Here is a 25,210-nt window from a genome sequence, read left to right as displayed (position 1 = left end):
AAATAGTGTCTGCCGGGTGCGCTCGCAAGCGTAACGGTCCCGGCGGCGAAAATTACATGGTTACAACCAGTTTTCCGATGGCGCCGCGCTGTTCCAGCTTGGCAATCGCTTCGCCTGCACGTTCCAGCGGGTAGGTTTCGCTGACCAGCGGGGAAATCTTGCCGTCTTTCCACATCTGGAACAGCTCCGAGATATTGGCCGCGTTCTTTTCCGGCTCCCGCATGGTGTAGGCGCCCCAGAACACACCGCGGATATCGCAGCTTTTCAGCAAGGTGAGGTTGAGCGGCATCTTGGCGATGCCCGCAGGGAAGCCCACCACCAGAAAGCGGCCCTCCCAGGCGATGGCGCGCAGGGCCGGTTCGGAATAATCGCCGCCGACAATATCATAGACGATATCGGCGCCGTGCGGGCCAACAGCGGCCTTGAAATCGTTGGCCAGCTTTTTGGATGTGTCCTTGTCGAACGGAGCGCGGGGGTAAATCACCACTTCATCGGCGCCTGCCTTGCGGACAGCTTCGGCCTTTTCCTCGCTCGACACGGCGGCAACAACGCGCGCGCCATAGGCCTTGCCCAGTTCCACCGCTGACAGGCCGACCCCGCCAGCTGCGCCAAGGACCAGCATGGTTTCGCCCGCCTTGATCTGCCCGCGGTCCTTCAGCCCGTGAATATTGGTGCCATAGGTCATCAGCAGGGCAGACGCATCCACCAACGAAACGCCTTCGGGAACCTTGAAAATCTTTGCCGCAGGAAGGACGACTTTTTCCTGCAATCCGCCAAAGCCGGTGCCGGACAGGATGCGGTCGCCTACTTGCCAGCCTTCCACGCCTTCGCCCAATGCTTCAATCGTGCCGGAAATCTCGCTCCCGGGCGCAAAGGGGCGTTCCGGCTTTACCTGATACATATCGCGGATAATCAGCGCATCGGGGTAGTTGATGGCGCAGGCCGCAACCTTCACCAGCACTTCGCCCGGGCCCGGTACAGGGTCGGCGATGTTTTCCAGAACCAGTGTTTCAGGGCCGCCAGTGGCTTTCGAAAGTAATGCTCTCATGCGGCAATCTCCGTACCTTTTGACAGCCATGGCATATGCGCGGCTGTGCGTGTTTCATAAGCGCTGATCGCATTGTCGCGTGCCAGCGTAAGGCCCACTTCGTCCAGCCCTTCGGCCAGACATTTTTTGCGGAATGGGTCAATTTCGAAGTGGAAGCGATCCTGGAACGGGGTCGTTACCATCTGGCTGCCAAGATCAATGGCGACAGGATCAGTCAGGGCCACTTCTATCAGGCGGTCGATGCTGTCCTGCGGCAGCGTGACGGTCAGAATACCGTTCTTGAACGCGTTGCTGGCGAAAATATCAGAAAAGCTGGGCGCGATTACGGCCATGATACCCAGGTCCAGCAAGGCCCATGCGGCGTGTTCGCGGCTGGACCCGCAGCCGAAATTATCGCCTGCGATCAAGATCGGCGCGCCGGCAAATTCAGGATCGTCGAAGACATTGCCCGGTTCGGCCCGCACGGTCTGGAATGCCCCAGCGCCCAGCCCCTCGCGGCTGATGGTTTTCAGCCATTCAGCCGGAATGATGACATCAGTGTCGACATTCTTGCGCCCGAACGGGATGGCACGGCCTTCAATTGCGGAGACCGGATGCATCAGTCTGTTTCCGGCGGCGTTTTGGGCCTTTGAGGCGTTTCGGCGGCTTTGTCCTTGCGCTTGGACGCATAAAGCAGTGCTGCGGCAATAGCGGCTGAACCGATGGCGGCACCGGCCATGGCAGCTTTGCCGCCGAGCGATGAAGGGATTTTTTTCGTCATTGCCTACCTATGTGGCCAGCCTTGCTTCGCATCAAGATGCGGGGCGGCGGGAAAGTTGTTTTTTACGGCGGAATTCATGATTGCGATGGGCTAGCCAGCGCGGCATCAACTGTAAAGCAGCCCCGGACGGCAAAGCTGGTCATGCAAGGTCGCGCACATCGGCAATGCGGCCTGTAATTGCTGCCGCCGCCGCCATGGCAGGGGACATCAGATGGGTGCGTGCGCCCGGTCCCTGCCGCCCGACAAAATTGCGATTGCTGGTAGAAGCGCAGCGTTCCCCCGGCGGCACTTTGTCAGGGTTCATGCCAAGGCAGGCCGAACATCCCGGCTCGCGCCATTCAAAACCGGCATCGGTAAAAATCCGGTCCAGCCCTTCTTCTTCGGCCTGCATTTTGACCAGGCCAGAACCGGGCACGACGATGGCCCATTTGATCGTGTCAGCTTTGTGCCGGCCCCGCAGAATTTCAGCGGCAGCACGCAAATCTTCGATCCGGCTGTTGGTGCAACTGCCGATAAAGATGTTTTCAACTGCCACATCGCACATCGCCTGACCGGCGGTGAGGCCCATATAGTCGAGGCTTTTTTGTGCAGCCGCCTGTTTCGACGGATCGGCAAAGCTGGCCGGATCAGGCACCACGCCGCCCACTGGCACCACATCTTCTGGGCTGGTCCCCCAGGTTACGGTCGGCTCGACATCGGCGGCGTCGATCGTCACGCTTTTGTCGAATTGGGCACCCGGGTCAGTGGCAAGGGACCGCCACCAGTTGACGGCGGCATCCCAGTCATCCCCCGTGGGCGCGAGCGGGCGGCCTTTCAGATAGGCAAAAGTCGTATCGTCAGGCGCGATCAGGCCAGCCCGTGCGCCCGCTTCGATCGACATGTTACACACCGTCAGCCTGCCTTCCACACTCATGGTTTCAAACACCTGCCCGCGATATTCGATCACATGGCCGGTGCCGCCCGCCGTGCCGACCACGCCGATGATGTGAAGAATGAGATCCTTGGACGTTATGCCGGGGCCAAGCAGACCGTTGACGACAACTTCCATGGTCCGCGATTGTTTGAGCAGCAGGGTCTGGGTGGCCAGCACATGTTCCACTTCGCTGGTGCCGATGCCGAATGCCAATGCCCCCACGCCGCCATGGGCTGCCGTGTGGGAATCGCCGCAGACTATGGTTGCACCGGGAAGCGAAAATCCCTGTTCCGGGCCAACCACATGGACAATGCCCTGCTGCGCTGCCGAAGCATCGATATAGCGGATGCCGAACGCTGGCGCATTGGCTTCCAGCGCGGCCAGCTGGGCGGCGCTTTGCGGGTCGGCAATGGGAATGCGTTTGCCATCTGCATCAAGCCGGGGTGTGGTGGGCAGATTATGGTCCGGCACGGCCAGTGTCAGATCAGGGCGGCGCACCTTGCGGCCAGCCAGCCGTAACGCCTCGAATGCCTGCGGGCTGGTCACTTCATGCACCAGATGCCGGTCGATAAAGATCAGGCTGGTGCCATCATCGCGGGTTTCCACGACATGGGCGTCCCAGATCTTTTCATATAATGTGCGAGGTTTGCTTGCCATGCCGGAGAAAATAGCGACCTATGGGCAACAGTGGCAAGCCAAGTTGGGCGCAGGAAATACCTAGTCATGGAAAGTAAAGCTTGTGGTCCCTAACTAACACCCATGTCAGCAAAACCATATAGCTTCCCCATCGATATCATCCCCACCGATATCGACTTCATGGGCCATGTGAACAACGCCCGCTATCTGAGCTGGGTGCAGGACGCAGTGCTGTCGCACTGGCGCAATATTGCCCCGCCCGAAGCGGTGGCCAGCCGTGCGTGGGTGGCGCTGAAACATGAAATTACCTACCGAAAACCGGCGTTTCTGGATGATGTGGTGATTGCCCGCACCGTTTTGGAAAGCATCAAGGGCGCCCGCGCTTTTTACCATACCGTGATTGAGCGCGGCGAAGATGTGCTGGCGGAAATCCAGTCAAGCTGGTGCTGCATTGATGCCGAAACGCTGCGTCCGGCGCGAATCGGTGAAGAAGTTTCGCGCTTCTTTTTCCCGCGCGAAGATCAGGACTGAGCCTGAACCAGGTCGCATCGCGGCCCTGTATTTCCTTCTGCAACGGGTTTAATGTGTTTTCATGACCTGGCTTGTCCCCTTGTTGATCGTGGCCGCCACCATCATGGCGATGGAATGGATTGCCTGGTCGAGCCATAAATACATCATGCATGGCTGGGGCTGGGGCTGGCACCGTGACCATCACGAACCGCATGATAATCTGCTCGAAAAAAACGACCTTTACGGCATCGTGGGCGCGGTGATGAGCATTTCCATGTTTGCCGCGGGCAGCCCGATGGTGCTGGGCGCTGATGCATGGTGGCCTGCGACATGGATTGGCCTTGGCATTCTTGGTTATGGCATCATTTATACGCTGGTGCATGACGGGCTGGTCCATCAACGCTATTTTCGCTGGGTGCCCAAGCGCGGCTATGCCAAGCGGCTGGTGCAGGCGCACAAGCTGCACCATGCGACGATTGGCAAGGAAGGCGGCGTCAGCTTCGGCTTTCTGCTGGCGCGGGATCCCGCAGCGTTGAAGGCTGATTTACGCAAGCAGAAAGACGCCGGCATTGCCGTGCTTCGCGATGCCCAGACCGGCAGCAGCGCGGACGCTGCGTAGCCGCCGGCTCAGTTCATTCCGGTGTTCAGTCCTGACTATTCATTGCGCGTGGCAATCCAGCCGCCGCCGATGAACAGGATTGCCAGTGACAGATAGACCCACGGCACACCCAGTGTTACGCCGGTAAAGACAGCGCCTGCTGCCATGGCGCTGATGGCGGCGACTTTTGCCGGGCGGGCAATGGCGCGGCGTTCCCGCCAGTCGCGCATCTGCGGGCCCCAGGTGGGGTGATCAAGCAGTTTCTTTTCCCACGCCGGATTGCTGCGCGCGAAACATACTGCGGCCAGCAGCAGAAATGGCACTGTGGGCATGATTGGCAGCACGGCGCCGATAATGGCCATGCCCAGCGCCAGAAGGCCAGCGACGAGAAACAGGAAACGCATGGCAGGCGTGTCTCAGCCCTGCGCCAGCCGGGCAGCGTGTTCCTGCACCAGCGCGATCATATTGGGCACGCCTTGTGTGCGGTTGGATGAAAGCTGGTTTTTCAGATCAAACGGGGCGAGGGCGGCCGTCACATCCATGGCTGCCACTTCGGCGGCTGGCCGGTCCTGCACTGCGGCGATGACCAGTGCGACGATGCCCTTGGTGATGGCAGCATTGCTGTCGGCCAGAAAGTGCAATTCCGATTTTTCGCCGGTCGGGTAAACCCACACGCTGGCAGAACAGCCGCGCACCAGCGTGGCATCGGTCTTGAGCGCATTGGGCATGGGGTCCAGTTCCCGGCCCAGTTCGATCAGCAGGCGATAGCGTTCATCACCCTCAAGGAATTCATATTCTTCCGCAATATCGTCAAGTGTTCTCATGCCTGTGCATCTAGCAGCGCACAATTACAGGTCTACCCCGCTTGCGATGGCTTCCAGCTTGCGGATGCGTTCTTTCAGGTCGGCAATCTCGATCCGGGCACTCCCAAAACCGGGGTTGGCCAAACCGGGGTTGGCAACAGCTGAACCCATATGCGTGCCGCTGTCGATTTCGTAACGTGCGCTTGCCGCTGCCGCAGGCACGCGCTCAAGCTCACGTTCCTTGAGCGCCAGCCAGCCCTGCCAGCCGCGCAATGCGACCAGAGCCACCAGGGCAATCCCGGCAAGGGCCACTGCAGCAATGATGATCTGTTCACTCATTCGAGGTCCTCCCTATGAACTCTGGCCCAAAAACCGGGCTATTGGCATCTTTGTTACGGGCGACTAATCGTCCCGCAGGCGCTCGATTTCCTCGGCGATTGCCCGGCTATCCCGACTGCTTGTGCTGTTGGCATCGGTAGCGATGCGTTCCAGCACCTTGATCCGTTCGCGCAGGTCCTTCACTTCGCCTTGCAATTCGCGTTCGCGGCTGGATGTGTGCGGCGTTTCCAAATCGTTGCGGCTCTGGTCCTGCCCCTTCTCCAATCGTCCGCGCGACCGCATCACGCCCGCAATTGCTGAAATCAGAACAATCAGAACAATGGCAGTGGCCCAGCTCATGCCCGCTGCCTTTGTTCGGCATTCGTCAGTTCTGCGGGCAGCGCGTCAGCACTGGCAGGCCCGCGCAAACTCTCTATCTGGAGGGCAAGATCCTGCCCCCGGTCCGTGGCCAGCCGTTCCAGAACGCGCACGCGCTGTTCCAGCTGTTCGATTTTTTTCGCCGATGCCGGGCTGTCTGCACCGGCTCTTGCTGCCTCCAGTTCCAGCTTGCGCTGCTTGAAGGCCAGATCGCGCTTGTGGATGGCCCCGCCAAGCCCAAAAGACACCATGATGACGACCAGAATAAAACTGAAAATCAGCAGCAGGTTGGGGTCCATCACGCCGCTCCCTTGGCGTTCACGGCGTGCAAGGGGGCGGTTGCGGACCGGTCATCGCGCAGCTTTTCGATTTCCTGCGTCAGGCCGTAACCGCTATCGGTGACAATCCGTTCGACCACGGCGACCCGGTCTTTGACAGAACCCAGTTCCGTGCGCAGCTGGGTGTTTTCCTGCGTCAGGCGTACCACGCGTTCCTGCGCTTCTGCGTCGGACTTCGGGTAAATGGCCTGGCCCCAGGCCCCGTCGAGCGGGTAACCATGGCGAACCCTGATCCAGGTCGTGGCAACCCAGCCAAGCATTCCGGCAACGCCAAGTATGGCAATCAGTTGGGGGGTGAATTCAAAAGGCATCAGACGCGCTCCTGCTTTTCAATGTTCAAAGGCACGTCGCTGCTGCTTTCAACCTGGCCCCGGCTGTCCACCGTGCGCGTATCGCGCAGGGCTTCGATCTGGGTGGCAATGTCATATCCGCGGTCGGTAACGATGCGTTCCAGCACGCGGACCCGTTCTTCCAGTTCCCTGGTATGCGAGGCATATTGCGCGGCCTTTTCGGCGCTGTGTTCGGCAGTTACCGCTATGCGCTTTGCTTCCAGCTTTTTCTGGCTGCTGATCCAGACAATCCCCAGCACCATCAGGAACGGCGCGGATACTGCCACCAGTCCAATTAAATCGCCCATTTCAATGCTCCCCTCGATATTCGTGTTTAGCGCAGGCGTTCGATTTCAGCCGAAAGCCGCGGATTGCTGGTGACGTAATATGTTTCCACGTCAGCCAGCCGGCGGTCCACATCGCGGAACCGTGCACGCACTTCGCGGGCAGTGCGGGCGGGTGACTGGCGCACACGCTGCCAGTATTTCTGTTCGTCATTATCGACATAGAGATGCGCTGGTTTCTTGTTCAGCAGCACGCCTGCGATGAAATAGAACGGAATGGTTGATCCGCCGGTCATGAATGTCAGCGCGATGGCGCCCAGGCGGACCCAGATGGCATTGACGCCGGTATAATCGGCAATGCCGGAACACACGCCCATCAGCTTCGCGTTCTGCTTGTCCCTGTAAAGGGTGGTGCGTTCGCTGGTCATTTGCTCATTCCTTTCTTTTCCGCCAGCAGGCGATCAAGTTCGCGCAGTGGCTGATTGTCGATTTCGCGGTCATGCATCAGGCGTGAAGGCTTGAATTCCGGGTTGTCCGAAGCGACCAGGCGCTCGACTGTTTCCATCCGGTCATCCAGGCGCTTGGCCAGATGATACAATTCATCCAGCAGCTGCTCGTCATCGCCGGTGATGGTGGCGGCGGTCTTCCACTTGGTGATGTAGTGAAAAATCAGCCACGGCAGGCCAAGCACGAGGGCGGGTATGATAATGACTTCTTCCATGGCTTAGCTATCCTTCTGTTCGGCGCCGCCCATGGCGCGCTTCATGGCTTCAAGTTCCTCGTCGATCTTGTCAGCGCCTGCCAGCGCGGCAATTTCTTCGGACAGGGATGGTTTGTTGGACCCGTCGGCAATGCTCAGGGCATCGGCGCGGCCTTCTGCATAATCGACCCGGCGTTCCAGCTGGTCGAACCGTGACAGGGCTTCATCGACCCGCTCGGTTGACAGCAGCGTACGCAGTTTAACCCGGTTTTCCGCGCTTTCCAAACGCGCGGCAATGGCGGTCTGGCGGCTGCGGGCTTCGCGCAGGCGGTTCTGCAATTTGTCGATGTCCTGTTCGTAAGCGCGCAAGGCATCATCCAGCACGGTAATTTCCGCGCTCAGCTGATCGGCCATGTCGGCCGCTTTCTTCTTTTCCACCAGGGCAGCGCGGGCCAGATCCTCGCGGTCCTTGCTCAGGGCCAGCTGCGCTTTTTCGCCCCAGTCGGCCTGCAATTTGTCCAGCTTCACCGTGTGGCGGTGCATTTCCTTCTGATCGGCGATGGTGCGCGCGGCGCTGGCACGCACTTCCACCAGCGTTTCCTCCATTTCGAGGATGATCATACGGATCATTTTCGCAGGATCGTCTGCCTTGTCCAGCATATCGTTGAAATTGGCGGCGATGATATCTCGGGTGCGGCTGAAAATTCCCATCAAGGGTACTCCGGAAAAATTGAATTCACTGCTTGCAGAAGCGGGTTTGGACTGGGTCGGTGTCGGGCTGCGACGCAGGCGTTCCACTTCGCTTTCAAAACGTGAAGAAGGGGTGCGGGCCGAAGCGCTGGGGGTCGAAGCGCTGTGGGGGGGCGACATGCGCTCCGGCCCGAGGGGGTTGGTGTCAGATTGGTCGGTCATGCGAGCTCCACTGCTTCGCAATTCATCGTTGCAGCAAAGGCAGGGCTGGCCTGCATCTGCGTGCTCAATGCCACGAACGCGACCATGGCAAGAATGCTTGCGGTAGCGGCCTGGCCCAGTTTCGACTGGAAAAAGCGACGGTTATACATGGTGTGGTTCCTTCCCGAACATTGTGTTGTTCACTATTCAGCAAAGAGCGTGCCAAAATGCAAAAACCGCAGATTATTGCCGGTTCCGGCGCAATTTGCTAAACTGCTATTGGCGACACTTGCCAACAATCGGGAAAATTTCCTATAGGTTGGGGTGATGGAGCGGGATAACCAGTTTATAGGCCAGTCAGGGGCCTTTCTCGATGCGGTGGAGCGGGCCAGCCGCGCTGCGCCCATGCGGCGCCCTGTCCTGGTGGTGGGCGAACGCGGCACGGGCAAGGAACTGATTGCCGAACGTCTGCACCGCTTGTCGCTGCGTTGGGGCGAACCGCTGGTGACCATGAATTGTGCAGCCCTTCCTGAAACCCTGATCGAAGCCGAATTGTTCGGCCACGAGGCAGGAGCGTTTACCGGCGCTACCAAAGCGCGGGTCGGAAGGTTTGAGGAAGCCGATAAAGGCACGCTTTTTCTCGACGAACTGGGCACATTATCCATGGGTGCGCAGGAACGGCTGCTGCGGGCGGTGGAATATGGCGAAGTGACGCGAATCGGATCTTCGCGCCCTGTCCGGGTGGATGTGCGGATTGTTGCTGCCACCAATGAAGACCTGCCCAAAATGGCGGAAAAAGGCACGTTCCGGGCCGATCTGCTCGACCGCCTCAGCTTTGAAGTCATCACCTTGCCGCCGCTGCGTGTGCGCGAAGGGGATGTGGGCGTGCTGGCGGAATATTTCGGCCGCCGGATGGCCGCGGAAATCGGCTGGGAAAGCTGGCCCGGCTTTGGCGAACATGTCGCCCGCCAGTTGGAAAATTACCCATGGCCGGGCAATGTCCGTGAATTGCGCAATGTGGTGGAACGCGGCGTTTACCGCTGGGACAATTGGCAGGAGCCGATTGGCCATCTGGTGTTCGATCCGTTCGACAGCCCGTGGAAGCCGATTGCTCCGCACTCTGGTCATTCTTCGGCTGGTGCCGGCGCTTCGGCACGCGATAAAAAAGCCGCTGGTGCAGAAGATCAGGGCATGGCGCAGTCACCCGCCGATCTGGAAACGATTGATGATCTGAAAGCCGCGGTGGAGGCGCATGAGCGGATGATTGTCGAGCATGCGCTGGGCAAGCATCGGTGGAACCAGCGCCAGACAGCCAAAGCGCTGGGATTGAGTTATGACCAGCTACGCCACTGTATCAAGAAGCACGGGCTGGCCGATAGCGAATAGGTGTTTTGGCGCTTGCCAAAACCGCGCGCCCCACCTATCTAGCCGCCATCCCGACATTGTCTTGATGAAGTGGGGCTGGCGCCGGACGGGGCCGGCACGAACTCCCATTACGGCATTGTCCTGCAATTATGGAGCATTGATGGCCGATCTGGCACGCCTGAAAGAGATTATCGAACCGGAAGCAAAAGCGCTCGGTTTTGATCTTGTGCGCGTGATCATGACCGGTTCCGAAGCTGGCGATGGCGAACGCGCCTTGCAGATCATGGCCGAAGATCCTGCCACCGGGCAATTGGTGATCGAACAATGTGCCGAATTGTCGCGTGCGGTTTCTGCCCGGATCGACGCGCTGGAAGAAGACGGCGTTGAGCTGGTTTCCGGAAATTACCATCTGGAAGTCAGTTCCCCCGGAATTGACCGGCCTCTGACGCGGCGCAAGGATTTTACCCAATGGGCCGGGCATGAAGTGAAAATCGCGCTGACTGACAAGATTGACGGCCAGCGCAACATTCGCGGCACCTTGGAAGGGATCGACGGCGATGTCGTAACCGTGAAGAACAAGGGGTCCAAGCGGGTGACTTTCCCGTTCGACGCAATTCATTCGGCAAAGCTCGTCCTGACCGATGCGCTGATTGCCGCAACCAAACCGATCGACACCAAGGGTGCCGATGAAATTTCCGAAGAAGAGAAGGCTGACGACTGATGGCCAGTGCAATTTCCGCCAATAAGGCAGAGCTGCTAGCGATTGCGACTGCGGTTGCGACCGAGAAGATGATCGACAAGTCGATCGTTATCGAAGCAATGGAAGAAGCGATCCAGAAAAGTGCGCGTAACCGCTACGGCGCGGAAAACGATATTCGCGCCAAGCTGGACCCGATGACGGGCGATCTGCGTTTGTGGCGCGTGGTCGAAGTGGTCGAGGAAGTGGAAGACTATTTCAAGCAGGTCGATCTCAAGCAGGCTGAAAAGCTGCAGCCCGGCGCTGTGGTTGGCGATTTCATCGTTGATCCGCTGCCGGCAGTCGACCTTGGCCGGATCGACGCGCAATCAGCCAAGCAGGTGATCTTCCAGAAGGTCCGCGATGCCGAGCGTGAACGCCAGTATGAAGAATTCAAGGACCGCGCCAACGAAGTGATCACCGGCGTGATCAAGTCGGTGGAATTCGGCCATGTCATCGTCAACCTGGGCCGCGCAGAAGGCGTTATCCGCCGCGACCAGCAGATCCCCCGGGAAGCAGCGCGTGTGGGCGAACGTGTCCGCGCGCTCATCACCAAGGTGGAACGCAACAATCGCGGCCCGCAGATTTTCCTCAGCCGCGCGCATCCTGACTTCATGAAGAAGCTGTTCGCGCAGGAAGTGCCCGAGATTTACGATGGCATCATCGAAATCAAGGCCGCTGCCCGTGACCCCGGCAGCCGCGCCAAGATCGGCGTGATCAGCCATGACAGCAGCATCGATCCGGTCGGTGCCTGCGTCGGCATGAAGGGCAGCCGCGTTCAGGCTGTCGTGCAGGAACTGCAGGGCGAAAAGATCGACATTATCCCGTGGAGCGAAGACACGGCGACTTTCGTCGTCAACGCGCTTCAGCCGGCAACGGTCAGCCGCGTGGTGCTGGATGAAGAAGAAGGCCGCATCGAAGTGGTTGTGCCTGATGATCAGCTGTCGCTGGCAATTGGTCGCCGTGGGCAGAATGTCCGCCTCGCCAGCCAGCTGACCGGTCACCAGATCGACATCATGACCGAGGAAGAAGCCAGCGTTAAGCGGCAGAAGGAATTCGCCGAACGGTCCAAGATGTTCGAAGAAGAACTGGACGTCGACGAAACCCTGTCGCAGCTGCTGGTTGCCGAAGGCTTCGCCGAGCTGGAAGAAGTCGCTTACGTGGAACTGGCCGAACTCGCCAGCATCGAAGGCTTCGACGAAGAACTGGCTGAAGAACTGCAGAGCCGGGCAACAGAGGCGCTGGAACGCCACGAAGAAACCGCCCGCGCAGAACGCCGCGAAATGGGGGTTGAGGACGATCTGGCTGAAATGCCGCATCTGACCGAACAGATGCTGGTCGTGCTGGGCAAGGCCGGGATCAAGACGCTGGACGATCTGGCTGATCTTGCCACCGACGAACTGATCGCGAAAAAGCGTGAAGCGCCGCGCCGCCGCAACAATGCAGACGGTCCGCCGCTGCGTCGTCCGCAGCGCACGGAAGACAAGGGCGGTATCCTTGGTGTGTATGGCCTGTCCGAAGAACAGGGCAACGAAATCATCATGGCGGCCCGCGCCCATTGGTTCGAAGACGAAGAGCCTGCTGCTCCGGCTGACGCCGCTACTCCCGCACAGGAGGCCGCGAATGCGGACTCCGAACAATGAGCGCGTAAGTCCCGACAAAGCCGACCGCCGCAAGGCCCGCGATTCCGGGCCCGAACGGCGCTGCATATTGTCCGGAGACACCGCCCCGCGCGGCGGCCTGATCCGTCTGGCGATTTCGCCTGACGGGCCTGATGGCGTGGCGCAGGTCTTGCCCGATCTTCTGGCGCGTGCGCCGGGACGCGGTGCGTGGCTGGGTGTTTCGCGCAGCGAACTGGAAACAGCGCTGGCCAAGGGCAAATTGCGCGGCGCATTGGCGCGTGCCTTCAAGGGTGCGAAGCTGGAAGTGCCTGTTGACCTGCCTGATCGCATCGAAAATGGCCTCAGCCGGCTATTACTTGACCGGCTGGGACTCGAAATGCGCAGCGGAAAGCTTATCTTGGGATCTGACCGGATTGCCGAACAGGCCCGTTCCGGGCGTGTTGCACTGCTGCTGCATGCCGCAGATGCCAGTCAGGACGGAAGCAGGAAACTGGACCAGGCCTGGCGCGTAGGGCGCGATCTGGAAGGTTCCGGCGAGCAGGGAATACGCTTGCCACTGGACCGGGCGGCTCTGTCTGTGGCATTGGGCCGCGACAATGTCGTCCATATGGCGCTGGCCGATTCAGGTTCGGCCGAACGGATATCATCTGTTCTCACGCGCCTGCTGCATTTCCTGGGGTCCGGCACTGCTGGGACTGGTGACGGAATGAGTGCCGGAATTGATGCCGGAATGACAGACGGTGAGCTGCCCGCGCAGCAAACCGCGACGACGATTTGAGTTTTGAAGGATAGACGAGCTTTATGAGCGATAGTGAAGACAAACCGACACGCACCCGCAAGCCTTTGGGCCTGAAGCGGGCGGTCGATGCCGGTGAGGTCAAGCAGACCTTCAGCCACGGACGCACCAACAAGGTGGCGGTCGAGGTGAAGCGGCGCCGTAAGCTGGTCAAACCCGGCGAAGCGCCTGCGCCTGAAGAAACCGTGGCAGAAGCAGCGCCCGCACCCGCGCCAGAACCAGTGGCGGCGCCTGCGCCTGCACCTGCGCCAACGCCGGCACCTGCGCCGAAGAAAAAGGCCCCTGTGTCCAACGAGACACCGCAGGAACTGGTCGCCCGCCTTCAGCGCGAAGCTGAGGAAGACCGCCTTCGTTCCGGCGAGGAAGCGCGCCGCCGCGAAGAAGACCAGAAGGTAAAGGCGCAGGAAGAAGAAAAGCAGCGCGCCGAGGATAATCGCAAGGCTGAAGCCAGCGAAAAAGAAGCGGAAAAAGCTCCGGCAAAGGTTGCCGAAGAAGCGCCGCAGCCAGTGCAAGCCGCTGCCGAAACCAGCGAAGCGTCTGCGGCCGAAGCTGCGCCCGCCGAAGGGACGCCGGCAGAAGGCACGCCCCCAGCCAGTGCGCCTGCCGCAGAAGATGCGGCCACGCCTGCGCCTGCGGCCCGCAAGTTCACGCCGGTTGCCCGGCCCGAACCCAAGCGGCCTGAAAAGAAGAAGAAAGAAGAAAAGCGCGTTGGCAAGACCGAGGAAGATCGCCGCCGCAGCGGCAAGCTGACCGTCAACCGTGCGCTGAACGAAGATGAAGGCGCGCGCGCCCGCAGTCTGGCTGCGCTGAAACGTGCGCGTGAGAAAGAACGCCGCACGCAGGGCGGCGGTTCGCGCAAGCCGCGCGAAAAGCAGTTCCGCGAAGTGATCGTGCCAGAAGGCATCACGGTGCAGGAACTGGCCAAGCGCATGGGTGAAAAGGGCGCTGACCTGGTCAAAGCCCTGTTCAACATGGACATGATGGTCACCGTCAACCAGTCGATTGATCAGGATACGGCGGAACTGCTGGTCGAGGAATTCGGCCACACCATCCAGCGCGTGTCGGACAGCGATGTCGATATCAAGGTCACCGTTGATGATGATCCTGAAGAAACACTGCGTCCGCGTCCGCCTGTGGTCACCATCATGGGCCATGTCGATCACGGCAAGACCAGCCTGCTCGATGCCTTGCGCGGCACCGATGTGGTGAAGGGCGAGGCTGGCGGTATTACGCAGCATATCGGTTCGTATCAGGTGAAGACCAAGGATGGTCAGCTGATCACCTTCCTCGATACGCCGGGCCATGCCGCCTTTACCGAAATGCGGCAGCGCGGCGCCAATGTGACCGATATTGTGGTGCTGGTTGTGGCCGCCGATGACGGTATCATGCCGCAAACCATCGAAGCCATCAAACACACGCAGGCCGCTGGCGTGCCGATGATCGTGGCGATCAACAAGATCGACAAGGAAGGTGCGAACCCGCAGAAAATCCGCGAACGTCTGCTTGAACATGAAGTGGTCGTGGAAGCGATGTCCGGCGATGTGCAGGATGTCGAGATTTCGGCCAAGAAGAAGACCAATCTCGACGAATTGCTGGAAAAAATCGCGCTTCAGGCAGAATTGCTGGAATTGAAGGCCCGTCCTGATCGCCCGGCGGAAGCCACGGTTATCGAGGCGCAGCTGGACAAGGGCCGCGGCCCTGTTGCGACGGTGCTGATCACGCGCGGCACGCTGAAGCGTGGCGACAATTTCGTGGTCGGCACGGAAAGCGGCAAGGTCCGTGCGATCGTCAATGATCAGGGCAAGCAGATCAAGGAGGCGGGTCCATCCATGCCGGTCGAAGTGCTCGGCCTTGGCGGTGTGCCCGGTTCAGGCGAACAGCTGTCAGTGGTTGAAAACGAACAGCGCGCCCGCGAAGTTGCCCTGTATCGCAGGGAAAAGGCCACTGAAAAGCGCACTGCGCTGGCCCCGACCAATTTTGATGCGATGTTCTCCAGCCTGAAAACCGATCTGGTCGAATTCCCCGTGCTGGTGAAAGCCGACGTGCAGGGTTCGGTTCAGGCGATCACTTCGGCGCTGAATGCGCTGTCCAACGATCTGATCAAGGTCCGCGTGCTGCATTCCGGTGTCGGTGCCATTACCGAAAGCGACGTTACGCTGGCGGCGGCATCAAACGCGCCGATCATCGGTTTCGGCGTGCGCCCCAATCCCAAGGCGCGGGCACTGGTGGCGCGTGACCGGGTCGAGATGAAATATTTCGACGTGATCTACCACCTGACCGAAGAAATCGCGAAGGAAATGGCTGGCGAGCTTGGCCCCGAAAAGATCGAGCACGTGATTGGCCGTGCCGAGGTCAAGGAAGTCTTCAAGTCCGGCAAGAAGGACAAGGCGGCCGGTCTCATGGTTACCGAAGGCGTCATTCGCAAGGGGCTTTTTGCCCGCCTTACCCGCGACGATGTCATCATTTCGGCCACCACCATTGCCAGCCTGCGCCGCTTCAAGGACGATGTGGACGAAGTCCGCAGCGGTCTGGAATGTGGTGTGGTCCTGGAAGATACGAACGACATCAAGCCCGGCGATATGCTCGAAGTCTTTGAAGTCGAGGAGCGTGAGCGGGTACTTTAAGCGGGACTGACCATTGTCCGACAAGGATGCAGTTTTTACCAGACGCCGATCCCCGTCAGCAGAGCTGATGGGGTCGGAGTTTGTTGCTTATGACGCTGAAAGCGCCACGGTGACGGTGCGCTTCACCCCGCCGCCATCCTTTGCATCACCCCGCGGGGCAGTGCAGGGCGGGCTGATTGCCGGATTTCTGGATGAAGTCATGGGTACAGCCCTGCTGGCTGCCACAGATGGCGAATTGCTGCCGCCGAACCTTGATTTCAACATGACTTTCTGCCGGATGGTCCCGCTGGAAACCATTACCGCTAAAGGCCGGGTTATTCGTGCCGGGCGGCGGGTCGCTTTTCTTGAAGGCGAATTATACGACAAGGCGGGCAACCTGCTGGCGCGGGCCACGTCAACAGCCATGCCCACCCCGGTTCCTGCGGCAGCCCCGGGCGCCATTGCAAAGGAAGCGTGATGGATATGATGACCGGGGCGTGGCCCCATGCGCGGCTGATGGGCGCGGAATTTGTCGGGTTCGACAAGGCTACAGATACCGTCACGATGAATTTTTCCGCACCGGACAGCTTCATCACCCCGCGCGGCAGCGTGCAGGGGGGGCTGGTCGCCGGCTTCCTTGATGAAGCCATGGGCTGGGCCTACACCTGTCATACCGGCGGCCAGTTTTCGCCGCTGATGCTGGAGGTGAACTTTTCTCTTTTGCGCCCCGTCCGCAAGGGCGCATTGATTGGTGAGGGCAAAGTGATCAAGGCAGGCAAACGCGTGGTGTTTCTGGCAGCGGAACTGAAAGAACCGGACGGAACGCTTTTGGCCCGTGCGACATCCACCTGCATTCCCACGCCCAATCCCGGGCTTGAGGCGCAGCGAAGCTGATGCCGCGCTACGTTGCCTTTTTGGGAGCTATCAATGTGGGCGGCAATCGCCTGCTGATGGAAGACCTTCGCAATGCCTTGAAATATGAGGATTTCGAGGATGTGGAGACAGTGGTGGCGAGCGACAATGTGCTGTTCAGCCACCCGGAACGCCCGACACCCGGCCTGTCGGAAAAGCTGGCCTTCATCCTGCGCGAAGAGTTTGACGTGGATTCCGCCGTCATTGTCCGCACCAAAGAGGAAGTTGAGGCGCTGATTGCCGAAAACCCCTTTGCCGGTGAGAATGATGATAAATTTGTCCATGTCATGCTGCTGTCGCGGCAGCCCACCGCCGAACAATTTGCCGATCTGGACGCCAATTTCGGCGGCCCGGGCAAAGCGCGGTCAGGCGGGGAGCGCATGGCCCTGGGCACCGAGGCACTGCATATCGATTTTGGCACCGGCGTAAGCAGCAGCAAATTGACCGGCGCATTCATCGAACGCCGGTTGGATGCCCGCGGAACCGCGCGAAACCTTCCATCGCTGCGCCGGGTTGTCGAGAAAATGGACCATGAATAGACCTGCGAGACAGAGCAATGGCTAAGCCACTATCCACCCCCGAACAGCAATCGGTCCGCGTGTTGAAAGTGGGCGAGCGGGTGCGGCACATCCTGTCCGAACTGCTGGCGCGCCAGGAAGTGCATGATGATACGCTGACCGCCACATCGGTCAGCGTAACCGAAGTGCGCATGTCCCCTGATCTCAGAAATGCTGCCGTCTATGTGAAACCGCTGCTGGGCATTGACGAAGCCGTGGTGCTGAAAGCGCTGCGGACCAACACGGCCTATTTCCAGCGCGAAGTGGCCAAGCGTCTGGGCCTCAAATCCGCTCCGAAATTGAGCTTTCGCGGTGATGAAAGTTTCGATGAAGCCGAGCGGATTGAAAAATTGCTGAATGATCCCAAGGTCGCCCGCGATCTGGGCGACGAAGAAGAATAGGCCCATGGCCAAGCTGTATTTTTATTATGCCAGCATGAATGCCGGCAAATCGACCACCTTGCTTCAGGCAGATTTCAATTACCGCGAACGCGGCATGGCGACCATGTTGTGGACTGCCGATTTGGATGATCGAAGCGACGAAAAAGCCATCGAAAGCCGCATCGGCCTTGGCGCGGACGCGCACCGCTTTGCGCCCGAAACCGATCTGTGGGACAGGATCATGGCGGCCCACGGGGTCCAGTCATTATCCTGTGTGCTGATTGACGAAGCGCAGTTTCTGGCCAAGGAGCAGGTGTGGCAATTGGCCCGCGTGGCTGACGGTGGCGGCATTCCGGTCTTGTGCTACGGTTTGCGGACCGATTTTCAGGGGGAATTGTTTCCCGGCTCCGCAGCGTTGCTGGGCATTGCTGACGCGCTGGTGGAACTGAAAGCCGTGTGTCACTGCGGACGCAAGGCATCCATGAACCTGCGGGTCGATCAAAGCGGCGCTGCTGTAAAGGCAGGCGCGCAGACGGAAATTGGCGGGAATGACCGTTATCTTGCCCTGTGCCGCAAACATTTCAGCGAGGCACTTTGTGGCTGATCCGGGGGCTGACCTCCGTGGCTGACCTCCGTGGCTGACCTGGGCGGACTGCTGGACGACGGACGCGTCCGGCTGGAGCCTTTGGCAGACCATCATCTTGAGCCGCTGCGCGCAGCCTGCGCTGAAGATAGCGAAATCTGGCAAATATATCCGGTTAATATGCTGGGCGATGATTTTGACGCTGCGATACGCCAGTTCCATGAAACAACATCATGGGTGCGCTACGCCGTCATCGATGGGGCCAGCGGAACATGCGTGGGGATGACCAATTTCATCAATCCCGATGCCTTCGGCGTGGTCGAGATCGGCGGCACATTCATTGTGCCCCGGATGCGCGGCAGCGGTTTCAATCGCGCCATGAAAGCGCTGATGATCGGCCATGCCTTTGCCTGCGGCTATCGCCGGATCGAATTTCGGGTGGATACGCGCAACACGCGTTCCATGGCGGCGGTGGAAAAGCTGGGCGCGGTTCGCGAAGGCACGCTGCGGCGCAACCGTGTGACCTGGACAGGCTACATCCGCGATACGGCAGTTTTCGGTCTGCTGCGTGAAGATTGGGCTGGTTGAGGGGGCTTGCGCTTCCTACCTATCACGCATGACAGAAACCATCCTGCTCGCGCTTATTCTGGTTCCATGCCTGGTGATCGCCATTGTCTTTCACGAAGTCGCGCATGGCTGGACTGCGCTGGCACTGGGCGATCCGACGGCAAAGGCGCTGGGCCGGCTCAGTTTCAATCCCATTCGGCATGTTGACCCTGTAGGGACCATTGTTGTCCCGGGCGCAATGCTGTTGCTGGGCGGGCCGGTGTTTGGCTGGGCGAAACCTGTTCCCGTCATCAAGGAACGATTGAACAACCCGCGCTTCGGCATGATGGCCGTGGGCGCTGCCGGACCGGCGATGAATTTCTTTCTGGCAGCCATTGGCGCTGTCGCCTTGGGGATGTTTGCAGCCTTTGCATCAGCCGAACCGAGCCAGATGGCCGAAGTCGCGGTGCGCGCGATGACGACATTCATCCTCATCAACATCTTCCTTGCCCTGTTCAATCTGTTGCCCATTCCGCCATTTGACGGATCGCATATCGTTGAAGGTCTGCTGCCGCCCAAAGCTGCCAGATTGTATGAAAAGGCGCGGCCGGCAGGAATGCTGCTGTTTTTCGCAATCGTGGCCCTCAGCTGGTTTGCGCCCGACCTTGGCGTGATTGAAAATCTGGTCGGTCCGCCGGTTGGCTGGGCCATGGACCGCTATCTCGATCTGGCGCGTCTGGTGGCCGGTGAATGAGGCCTAGCTGCCGCTAACCTCATCCACATAAAATGCCTGTGGGTGGGCGGCAACCAGCGTGCGAAGCCAGTCTTGGCGCGCTGTTTTTTCGACGCAGGCCACAATGCACCCGCCAAAACCGCCGCCAGTCAGGCGGGCGCCGGTCGCGCCAAGGGCCACCGCAGTGTCCACCAGCGCATCAATCGCGGGCAGGGACATGTCAAAATCGTCGCGCATGGAAACATGGCTTTCGTTCATCAACCGGCCAAATTCAGCAATGTCATTCTGCCGCAGCGCAGCGATAGCGCTGATCACCCGGCGGTGTTCTGTCGCGCAATGTCTGGCGCGGCGGCGCGCGGTATCGTCAATGCCGGATGCGGCGTCTATCCCGGCGGGGGCAAGCAGGCACAAGTGCTCTGACCCCAGCGCCTGTTTGGCCCGGTCGCATTCATTCTTGCGAATGGCATAGCGCCCTTCATTGAGATTGCGGCGGATGCCGGAATGGATGACCACCATGGCATGGCTGCGCGGAAGGGGCACCAGCGCATGGCTGAGCGTCAATGTATCCAGCGCCATGGCCTGGCCGGGCGTGGCCAGCGCGACGGCCATCTGGTCCATGATGCCGCATGGCACACCGATATAATCATTTTCCACCCGCCGTGCGGCCAGCGCGATGTCGACATCGGAAATGTCCGAGGCTGCAAGGCTGCGGGCTGCTTTCAGCAAAGTGACAATCAGCGCGGCGGACGAGGAAAGGCCCGCGCCCGGCGGAATGTCAGAAGTTATTTCGGCATCGACACCGCCAGCCAGCAAACCCAGCCGCCGCGCTTCGATCAACGCGCCCACAGCCGGATCAGCCCAGTTGCCGCCGGCAGGTTCCCCGAAACTGCGGATCGCTGGCGGGCTAAAGGAAGCAGCGCGAATATGCAGGGCATTATCGGCACGGGGCGTTATCTTTGCGGTTAGGCTGACAGACAGAGCCGCGGGCAGCACCATGCCGCCATTATAATCGGTATGTTCACCAATCAGATTGACCCGTCCGGGCGAAGTTGCCTGCGCCATATCAGGCATCACGCAGCGCTGCGGCCGCAGCTTCTGGCATGACATCCACGGTAAACACACCGCTGTGCTGTTCCACCGCTGCCAGATATTTCGTTCGTCCTGGTGCCCGCAGCAGAGGGTAGAACTGGGCAGTCCAGTGGTAATTTTCAGCCCCGCCGCGCGGCGCGCAATGCAGCGCCATCATGGTTGGCGTTGGCTCCCTGAAAAACGCATCATAGCGCCGCGTTATTTCGCCCAGCAAATGCGCAAAACCGCCGCGCTCCTCCTCGTTTGCATCCCATAATCCCTCGGTCTGCCGTAGCGGCGCGATCCACACTTCATAGGGGAAGCGGGCGAAGCGCGGGCAGAATGCAGCCATGCCGCCAGCTTCTGCCAGCCCCAATTCCGGCATGGACCGAGCTATTTCGGCGCCAAGGTCATAACCGCCTGCAAAAGCGGCGACTGCCCGTTGCTGCACCAGCGGCACTTTACCAAAGCCGTAAATCTGCCCGTGGGGGTGGTGCAAGGTCACACCCACTGCATCGCCGCGATTTTCAAACGGCATGACATAGTCGCAGCCCTTGGCGAACAGGGCAGCGTACCGATCAATCCATGCCGCAATCAGCAGCCTGCGCCGGTCCTGCCCCAGACTATGCAGATCCCCGTCCCCATCAGGCGCGTAAACGACGACTTCGCATTTACCCGTGGCGGGTGCCGTCTCGATGCCGGCTGCGGCATTGCTCAAAACCGCATCGGGATGAAGACCAGCAAATTTATTGTCGAACACGGCCAGTTCGAAATTTTCAAAAGGGATTTCGGTTGGCGCCATGCCCGGCTGCGAAGGCGCAAGCGGATCGTCGCTGGCACCGGGTTTATATGTCCGGTTCTGCCGATGCGCTGCGTAGATGTTCCATTCCCCGCGCAGCGGATGGCGCCGCAATTCGCCGCCAGCCGCGATTGCATCGGCAGGCTGCGGCAAGGGAAGCGCTGTATGGGGGGCGTAGCCGTAAAGATGCAGCATTCGCCCATCGGCCTTGGCAAAACTGCGGCAGAATATGTCGCGGCCCGCTTCCGCCTGCAAAAGCTGGCATAGATCATCTGCACTGTTGCCCATCAGACGGCCCTGTCATCAAGATACGTAGCCAGGGCGGTTTGACCGTCCTGCCCGATATGCAGACCGAGTTTGGACCTGCGCCACAGAATATCCTCCGCCGACCGGGCAAATTCGGCAGCGCATAAATAATCGACTTCGCGGCTGTAAAGCGTGCCGCCAAAATGCTGCCCCATATCCGAGAGGGATGATGCCCCATCCAGAATTTCCGCCATCCGGGTGCCATAGGCGCGCGCAAGGCGCACAATCCCGTGGGCAGGAAACCAGCCGTATCGGGCGCATTGCTGCTGCATGAATTTGGTGAAATCCACAGGCGTCAGCCCTTCGCCGCCGGGCAGTGGGGCCGTGCGGGTCCAGGGTTTGCCATCAATCAGACCGTCCAGCGCCGACAGCTTGTAAAGCGCATGTTCTGCCAGTTTGCGGTATGTGGTGATCTTGCCGCCAAACACGGACAGAATGGGCGGGGCCCCGCCTTCATGGTCCAGTTCAAACACGTAATCGCGCGTAACGGTGGAATTGTTGCTGGATTTGTCATCATATAGCGGGCGTACCCCGGCGTAGCTCCACACGGCCTGTTGCGGCGTCACATCCTGGTGCAGATATTCGTTGATGGCAGCGCAGATATATTCCGCTTCGGACGCGGAAATGGCAATCTGGTCAGGGTCGCCGGTGAAGGCCACATCGGTTGTGCCGACCAGCGTGAAATCCGTCTCATAGGGGATTGCAAAGACAATCCGGTTGTCCTTGTTCTGGAAAATGTAGCAATGTTCCCCGTCGAACAGGCGCGGGAAGACCAAGTGGCTGCCTTTGACCAGCCGCAGGTTTTCATGCCGCTGGGCGGGTATGGCGCGGCCAAGCACCTGATCCACCCACGGCCCCGCCGCATTGACGATGGCGCGGGCAGCAACAGTTTGCACAGTGCCGCTAGCGGTCCGCAAAGTGGCGGTCCAGTGCGTATCCCCGCGTTCCAGCGCCGTGCATGTGGTGCGTGTGCGGATATCCGCGCCGCGGGCCTGTGCATCCATCGCATTCAACGCGACCAGGCGGGAATCTTCCACCCAGCAATCGGAATATTCAAATCCCTTCGTCAGCCGTTTGTCGAGAATTGCGTCATGCGGCGGCTGGCGCAGATTGATCGTGCGGGTGGCGGGCAGCAGTTTCCGGCCGCCGATATGGTCATACAGGAACAGCCCCAGCCGCAGCATCCATGCAGGGCGCAGGCCCGCATCATAGGGCAGGATGAAACGCAGCGGCCAGATGATGTGCGGCGCATTGCGCAGCAGCACTTCGCGTTCGATCAGGGATTCGCGCACCAGCCTGAATTCGTAATGTTCCAGATAGCGCAGGCCGCCATGCACCAGCTTGGTGCTGGCAGAGGATGTGTGGCTGGCAAGATCATCCTTTTCCGCCAGCAGCACCTTTGCGCCGCGCCCTGCCGCGTCGCGGGCGATGCCGACGCCGTTGATGCCGCCGCCGATTACCAGAAGATCAAAGGGCGCATCATCAGTCATGGACGGTCAACTGACTGCAAATAAAGGATGAGGCAAGTGTCAGGGTAAAGAAGCGGCAGTTGCAGGCCGTGGTTCACCAGTGCCGCCCCGCTGAAGACAGAGCCGCCGTCCAACAATGCAGCCGCTTCCATAATGGATGGGCCGGTAATCGACAGGTTTTCCTGCGGCCACACACATTGGAGGCGATAGGTAGCGTCCAAGTCCAGCCCATCAAACCGGATGCGCGGGGGCAAATTGGCCGAATGCGTGTCTGTCAGCGCGCAGGAAAATATCGCCTCGTCCTGTGCTGCGGACACTACGCCGGACACCGACAGGAAGGGCGGCGTATCGATCCGGTAATGCAGCCCGTCATGCAATAAGCCGCGATGCTGTTTATACAGCGCGACCGCTGCTGCCAGAATGGCCCTGTCTGCCTCTGTTTCGCAGGCCAAATCCACTTCCATGCCCATGTGGCCAAAGATGGCAGTGGCCGCGCGCATCGCCATGGGCAACGTGCGGCGGGTGATGTGGCAAGTGGCCGGCCCGACATGGCTGCCGGTGATGGACAGGGGGAAGAAAAAACTGGCCCCGCGCTGGATGGACTGGCGCGAGCGGGCATCATTATTATCCGATGTCCAGATGCGGTCGGCATGGTGCAGGATGCCGTAATCCGCCCTGCCGCCGCCCGATGCACAGCTTTCCAGTTCAAGCCCAGGGTGGGCAGCGCGCAGGCGCGCCATCAGTGCATAAAGTGCATGGGTCTGGCAGTGCATGACCGCGCGGCCCTGAAAATCCCTAGCCTGACTGGCAGGATGCAATGTCTGCCGGTTCATGTCCCATTTTATGTAACTGACGCCATAGTCCCGCACGATGGCATCCATGGCGTTGAACAGGTAATCCCCAACTTCTGGCCGCGTTAGATCCAGCGTCAGCTGGTTGCGGAACGGGGTGGTTTCATGCCCCGGTTCGCCCAATATCCAGTCAGGGTGCTGGCGGAACAGGTCGCTGTCCGGATTGACCATTTCGGGTTCAAACCAGATGCCGAATTCCATGCCCAGTTTGCGCACCCTGTCTGCCAGTGCGCCCAGACCATCAGGGTATATATCCGCCGATACCACCCAGTCGCCAAGGCCGGCGACATCGCTGCGCCGCTGGCCGAACCAGCCATCATCAAGGACAAACCGTTCCGCGCCAACGCTGGCGGCCAGATCGGCCAGGTCCAGCAGTTTTTCCATCGAATGATTGAAATAGACCGCTTCCCAGGTGTTGAAATGGACCGGGCGGGGTTTCTGGCTGATCCGGCGATCCAGGACCTTCCCTGTCAAAAACGAATGAAACCGCTGCGAAAGCCTGCTCAAACCGGTTTCGCCAGTGGCCCCATACATGACCGGAGTCGTGTAAGTTTCGCCGCGGGCCAGCGTGATTTCGCCCGGCAGCAGCAATTCGCCCATTTGCACGACAGCCTGACCGCCTGGCTGGCGATCCACCCGAAGCCTGTGGTTCCCGCTCCACCCCAGATGAAATGCCGCGCAAACGCCGCTGCGTTCACAGGCCTGCGCGCTGGTGGCCAGCAGGCCGGGAAAATTGTCGTGGCTGGTGCGCCCGCTGCGGTTTTCGCGCACATAGCTGCCCGTGCCCAATGGCACGGTTTCGCGTTCGTATTCTCCGGCCCATTTGCCGGTAAATGCCGTCAGCCCATCCATCCGGTCATCCAGCGGCAGGCATAATGGAGCGCACCAGTCCACGCCCAGCGGCTGGTCCGAAAGGTTCTGGATGGTCGTTTTTGCAGACAGCACACCAGTGGCAGGATCAATCGACAATGCGTAACTGGCCGAAAGAGCAGCGCGACTATCAGTGCAGGTGATGATCGCTTCATGATCACTGGCGCAGCAGACATCCGAAACGCGCAGGTCAGGCATCCAGTCCTGACCGGCTCGGTGGACGATCAGCCCGGGCGGGCCTGCGCCCCATGATCCAAGCTCGCAGGAAAGGGTAGAATGGACGACCTCAGTCGGACCGCCAAAATACTGCTGCCGGGTGGAAAGAAGGGCAATCTGCGCGCCATCGAACCCTGCAAACAGGCGACCCCAATAGATGATATGGGGCCGCTCGCCCACCTGTGTGGACAAAAGCAGGGCGGTATCCTTGCCGCAGATCAGGGTCATGCTGCCGGTTGCATCCATCATCGGGGCTTACCAGCAATGGGCGGCATTTCCAGACGGGAAAACG

The 25,210-nt window shown here is 60.0% G+C and carries 33 protein-coding genes; 14 read left to right on the top strand and 19 right to left on the bottom strand.

Features of this window, described 5'->3' with window-relative positions:
• Nucleotides 1-52: 52 nt before the first annotated feature.
• The 4 genes from GRI44_RS08140 to leuC all read right to left on the bottom strand — a co-directional run bounded on the left by GRI44_RS08140 (nucleotide 53) and on the right by leuC (nucleotide 3,378).
• The gene (locus GRI44_RS08140; RefSeq protein WP_160601033.1) at nucleotides 53-1,048 is read right to left on the bottom strand and encodes an NADPH:quinone oxidoreductase family protein; all 996 of its coding nucleotides are present in this window, start codon (nucleotides 1,046-1,048) and stop codon (nucleotides 53-55) included.
• Nucleotides 1,045-1,647, bottom strand: coding sequence for a 3-isopropylmalate dehydratase small subunit (gene leuD / locus GRI44_RS08135; RefSeq protein WP_160601031.1), 603 nt, complete (start codon nucleotides 1,645-1,647; stop codon nucleotides 1,045-1,047). Before leuD ends, GRI44_RS08140 begins: the two co-directional genes overlap by 4 nt.
• On the bottom strand, nucleotides 1,647-1,808 hold the full coding sequence (locus GRI44_RS13875; protein ID WP_202386170.1) for a hypothetical protein: 162 nt from the start codon (nucleotides 1,806-1,808) through the stop codon (nucleotides 1,647-1,649). The genes leuD and GRI44_RS13875 overlap by 1 nt, the downstream gene beginning before the upstream one ends.
• Before the next feature lie 139 nt (nucleotides 1,809-1,947).
• Nucleotides 1,948-3,378 (bottom strand): 3-isopropylmalate dehydratase large subunit, encoded by a 1,431-nt coding sequence (leuC, locus tag GRI44_RS08130; protein WP_160601029.1) that lies wholly within the window; start codon nucleotides 3,376-3,378, stop codon nucleotides 1,948-1,950.
• 102 nt (nucleotides 3,379-3,480) lie between these two features.
• Here leuC and GRI44_RS08125 point away from each other — a divergent pair, with 102 nt between their 5' ends.
• Both GRI44_RS08125 and GRI44_RS08120 read left to right on the top strand, forming a co-directional pair.
• The gene (locus tag GRI44_RS08125; RefSeq protein WP_160601027.1) at nucleotides 3,481-3,888 is read left to right on the top strand and encodes an acyl-CoA thioesterase; all 408 of its coding nucleotides are present in this window, start codon (nucleotides 3,481-3,483) and stop codon (nucleotides 3,886-3,888) included.
• A 61-nt stretch (nucleotides 3,889-3,949) separates the two neighbouring features.
• Nucleotides 3,950-4,486, top strand: coding sequence for a sterol desaturase family protein (locus GRI44_RS08120; RefSeq protein ID WP_160601025.1), 537 nt, complete (start codon nucleotides 3,950-3,952; stop codon nucleotides 4,484-4,486).
• 35 nt (nucleotides 4,487-4,521) lie between these two features.
• Here the strand turns inward: GRI44_RS08120 and GRI44_RS08115 are convergent, their stop codons facing one another.
• From GRI44_RS08115 to GRI44_RS13865, 11 genes are all read right to left on the bottom strand, one after another.
• Entirely contained in the window at nucleotides 4,522-4,869 is a 348-nt protein-coding gene (locus tag GRI44_RS08115) for a YbaN family protein (protein WP_160601023.1), read from the bottom strand.
• Between the two features lie 12 nt (nucleotides 4,870-4,881).
• Nucleotides 4,882-5,289: a SufE family protein gene (locus GRI44_RS08110; protein WP_160601021.1), complete on the bottom strand. Its 408-nt coding sequence runs from the start codon at nucleotides 5,287-5,289 to the stop codon at nucleotides 4,882-4,884.
• Between the two features lie 24 nt (nucleotides 5,290-5,313).
• Entirely contained in the window at nucleotides 5,314-5,607 is a 294-nt protein-coding gene (locus GRI44_RS08105; RefSeq protein WP_160601019.1) for a hypothetical protein, read from the bottom strand.
• Between the two features lie 63 nt (nucleotides 5,608-5,670).
• Nucleotides 5,671-5,946 (bottom strand): hypothetical protein, encoded by a 276-nt coding sequence (locus GRI44_RS13870; RefSeq protein WP_202386169.1) that lies wholly within the window; start codon nucleotides 5,944-5,946, stop codon nucleotides 5,671-5,673.
• Nucleotides 5,943-6,263 (bottom strand): hypothetical protein, encoded by a 321-nt coding sequence (locus tag GRI44_RS08100; protein ID WP_408609194.1) that lies wholly within the window; start codon nucleotides 6,261-6,263, stop codon nucleotides 5,943-5,945. The genes GRI44_RS13870 and GRI44_RS08100 overlap by 4 nt, the downstream gene beginning before the upstream one ends.
• Complete coding sequence (locus GRI44_RS08095; RefSeq protein WP_202386168.1) at nucleotides 6,263-6,613, bottom strand: hypothetical protein; 351 nt, start codon at nucleotides 6,611-6,613, stop codon at nucleotides 6,263-6,265. The genes GRI44_RS08100 and GRI44_RS08095 overlap by 1 nt, the downstream gene beginning before the upstream one ends.
• Nucleotides 6,613-6,939, bottom strand: a complete 327-nt coding sequence (locus GRI44_RS08090; RefSeq protein ID WP_160601015.1) for a hypothetical protein — start codon at nucleotides 6,937-6,939, stop codon at nucleotides 6,613-6,615. The genes GRI44_RS08095 and GRI44_RS08090 overlap by 1 nt, the downstream gene beginning before the upstream one ends.
• Nucleotides 6,940-6,965: 26 nt before the next feature.
• Nucleotides 6,966-7,343 carry an envelope stress response membrane protein PspC gene (gene pspC / locus GRI44_RS08085; RefSeq protein ID WP_160601013.1) on the bottom strand — a complete coding sequence of 126 codons (378 nt, stop codon included), beginning with the start codon at nucleotides 7,341-7,343 and terminating at the stop codon, nucleotides 6,966-6,968.
• Nucleotides 7,340-7,636 carry an envelope stress response membrane protein PspB gene (gene pspB / locus GRI44_RS08080; protein WP_160601011.1) on the bottom strand — a complete coding sequence of 99 codons (297 nt, stop codon included), beginning with the start codon at nucleotides 7,634-7,636 and terminating at the stop codon, nucleotides 7,340-7,342. The genes pspC and pspB overlap by 4 nt, the downstream gene beginning before the upstream one ends.
• A gap of 3 nt (nucleotides 7,637-7,639) precedes the next feature.
• Nucleotides 7,640-8,527: a phage shock protein PspA gene (gene pspA / locus GRI44_RS08075; RefSeq protein ID WP_232843014.1), complete on the bottom strand. Its 888-nt coding sequence runs from the start codon at nucleotides 8,525-8,527 to the stop codon at nucleotides 7,640-7,642.
• Complete coding sequence (locus tag GRI44_RS13865) at nucleotides 8,524-8,676, bottom strand: hypothetical protein (protein WP_202386167.1); 153 nt, start codon at nucleotides 8,674-8,676, stop codon at nucleotides 8,524-8,526. Before GRI44_RS13865 ends, pspA begins: the two co-directional genes overlap by 4 nt.
• Nucleotides 8,677-8,833: 157 nt before the next feature.
• On the opposite strand from GRI44_RS13865, the gene pspF reads away from it, so the two are divergent.
• The 12 genes from pspF (at nucleotide 8,834) to GRI44_RS08015 (ending at nucleotide 19,360) form a co-directional block, all read left to right on the top strand.
• Nucleotides 8,834-9,892, top strand: coding sequence for a phage shock protein operon transcriptional activator (pspF, locus tag GRI44_RS08070; RefSeq protein ID WP_160601370.1), 1,059 nt, complete (start codon nucleotides 8,834-8,836; stop codon nucleotides 9,890-9,892).
• Nucleotides 9,893-10,031: 139 nt separating this feature from the next.
• Nucleotides 10,032-10,592 carry a ribosome maturation protein RimP gene (gene rimP / locus GRI44_RS08065; RefSeq protein WP_160601009.1) on the top strand — a complete coding sequence of 187 codons (561 nt, stop codon included), beginning with the start codon at nucleotides 10,032-10,034 and terminating at the stop codon, nucleotides 10,590-10,592.
• On the top strand, nucleotides 10,592-12,250 hold the full coding sequence (nusA, locus tag GRI44_RS08060; RefSeq protein ID WP_160601007.1) for a transcription termination factor NusA: 1,659 nt from the start codon (nucleotides 10,592-10,594) through the stop codon (nucleotides 12,248-12,250). The genes rimP and nusA overlap by 1 nt, the downstream gene beginning before the upstream one ends.
• A complete protein-coding gene (locus GRI44_RS08055; protein WP_160601005.1) occupies nucleotides 12,231-13,007 on the top strand; it encodes a DUF448 domain-containing protein in 777 nt (258 codons plus the stop codon). Before nusA ends, GRI44_RS08055 begins: the two co-directional genes overlap by 20 nt.
• Nucleotides 13,008-13,030: 23 nt before the next feature.
• Nucleotides 13,031-15,649: a translation initiation factor IF-2 gene (infB, locus tag GRI44_RS08050; RefSeq protein ID WP_160601003.1), complete on the top strand. Its 2,619-nt coding sequence runs from the start codon at nucleotides 13,031-13,033 to the stop codon at nucleotides 15,647-15,649.
• Nucleotides 15,650-15,716: 67 nt separating this feature from the next.
• Complete coding sequence (locus tag GRI44_RS08045; protein ID WP_160601001.1) at nucleotides 15,717-16,106, top strand: PaaI family thioesterase; 390 nt, start codon at nucleotides 15,717-15,719, stop codon at nucleotides 16,104-16,106.
• On the top strand, nucleotides 16,106-16,522 hold the full coding sequence (locus GRI44_RS08040; protein ID WP_232843013.1) for a PaaI family thioesterase: 417 nt from the start codon (nucleotides 16,106-16,108) through the stop codon (nucleotides 16,520-16,522). The genes GRI44_RS08045 and GRI44_RS08040 overlap by 1 nt, the downstream gene beginning before the upstream one ends.
• Nucleotides 16,522-17,079: a DUF1697 domain-containing protein gene (locus GRI44_RS08035; RefSeq protein WP_160600999.1), complete on the top strand. Its 558-nt coding sequence runs from the start codon at nucleotides 16,522-16,524 to the stop codon at nucleotides 17,077-17,079. The genes GRI44_RS08040 and GRI44_RS08035 overlap by 1 nt, the downstream gene beginning before the upstream one ends.
• Nucleotides 17,080-17,096: 17 nt before the next feature.
• Nucleotides 17,097-17,498 carry a 30S ribosome-binding factor RbfA gene (gene rbfA, locus GRI44_RS08030; RefSeq protein WP_160600996.1) on the top strand — a complete coding sequence of 134 codons (402 nt, stop codon included), beginning with the start codon at nucleotides 17,097-17,099 and terminating at the stop codon, nucleotides 17,496-17,498.
• 4 nt (nucleotides 17,499-17,502) lie between these two features.
• Entirely contained in the window at nucleotides 17,503-18,081 is a 579-nt protein-coding gene (locus GRI44_RS08025) for a thymidine kinase (protein ID WP_160600994.1), read from the top strand.
• Between the two features lie 30 nt (nucleotides 18,082-18,111).
• On the top strand, nucleotides 18,112-18,648 hold the full coding sequence (locus tag GRI44_RS08020; RefSeq protein ID WP_160600992.1) for a GNAT family N-acetyltransferase: 537 nt from the start codon (nucleotides 18,112-18,114) through the stop codon (nucleotides 18,646-18,648).
• A gap of 28 nt (nucleotides 18,649-18,676) precedes the next feature.
• Entirely contained in the window at nucleotides 18,677-19,360 is a 684-nt protein-coding gene (locus GRI44_RS08015; protein ID WP_160600990.1) for a site-2 protease family protein, read from the top strand.
• Nucleotides 19,361-19,363: 3 nt separating this feature from the next.
• On the opposite strand, the gene galK is transcribed toward GRI44_RS08015, so the two are convergent.
• The 4 genes from galK to GRI44_RS07995 are packed head-to-tail and all read right to left on the bottom strand — an operon-like array spanning nucleotide 19,364 to nucleotide 25,167.
• On the bottom strand, nucleotides 19,364-20,410 hold the full coding sequence (galK, locus tag GRI44_RS08010) for a galactokinase (protein WP_232843012.1): 1,047 nt from the start codon (nucleotides 20,408-20,410) through the stop codon (nucleotides 19,364-19,366).
• Nucleotides 20,403-21,494 carry a galactose-1-phosphate uridylyltransferase gene (locus GRI44_RS08005; protein WP_160600988.1) on the bottom strand — a complete coding sequence of 364 codons (1,092 nt, stop codon included), beginning with the start codon at nucleotides 21,492-21,494 and terminating at the stop codon, nucleotides 20,403-20,405. The genes galK and GRI44_RS08005 overlap by 8 nt, the downstream gene beginning before the upstream one ends.
• On the bottom strand, nucleotides 21,494-23,002 hold the full coding sequence (gene glpD, locus GRI44_RS08000) for a glycerol-3-phosphate dehydrogenase (protein ID WP_160600986.1): 1,509 nt from the start codon (nucleotides 23,000-23,002) through the stop codon (nucleotides 21,494-21,496). The genes GRI44_RS08005 and glpD overlap by 1 nt, the downstream gene beginning before the upstream one ends.
• On the bottom strand, nucleotides 22,999-25,167 hold the full coding sequence (locus tag GRI44_RS07995; RefSeq protein WP_202386166.1) for an alpha-galactosidase: 2,169 nt from the start codon (nucleotides 25,165-25,167) through the stop codon (nucleotides 22,999-23,001). The genes glpD and GRI44_RS07995 overlap by 4 nt, the downstream gene beginning before the upstream one ends.
• Nucleotides 25,168-25,210: the final 43 nt, after the last annotated feature.

Source organism: Allopontixanthobacter confluentis (assembly GCF_009827615.1).
GTDB classification, from domain to species: domain Bacteria; phylum Pseudomonadota; class Alphaproteobacteria; order Sphingomonadales; family Sphingomonadaceae; genus Allopontixanthobacter; species Allopontixanthobacter confluentis.
This window is presented reverse-complemented; position numbering and strand designations above follow the sequence as displayed.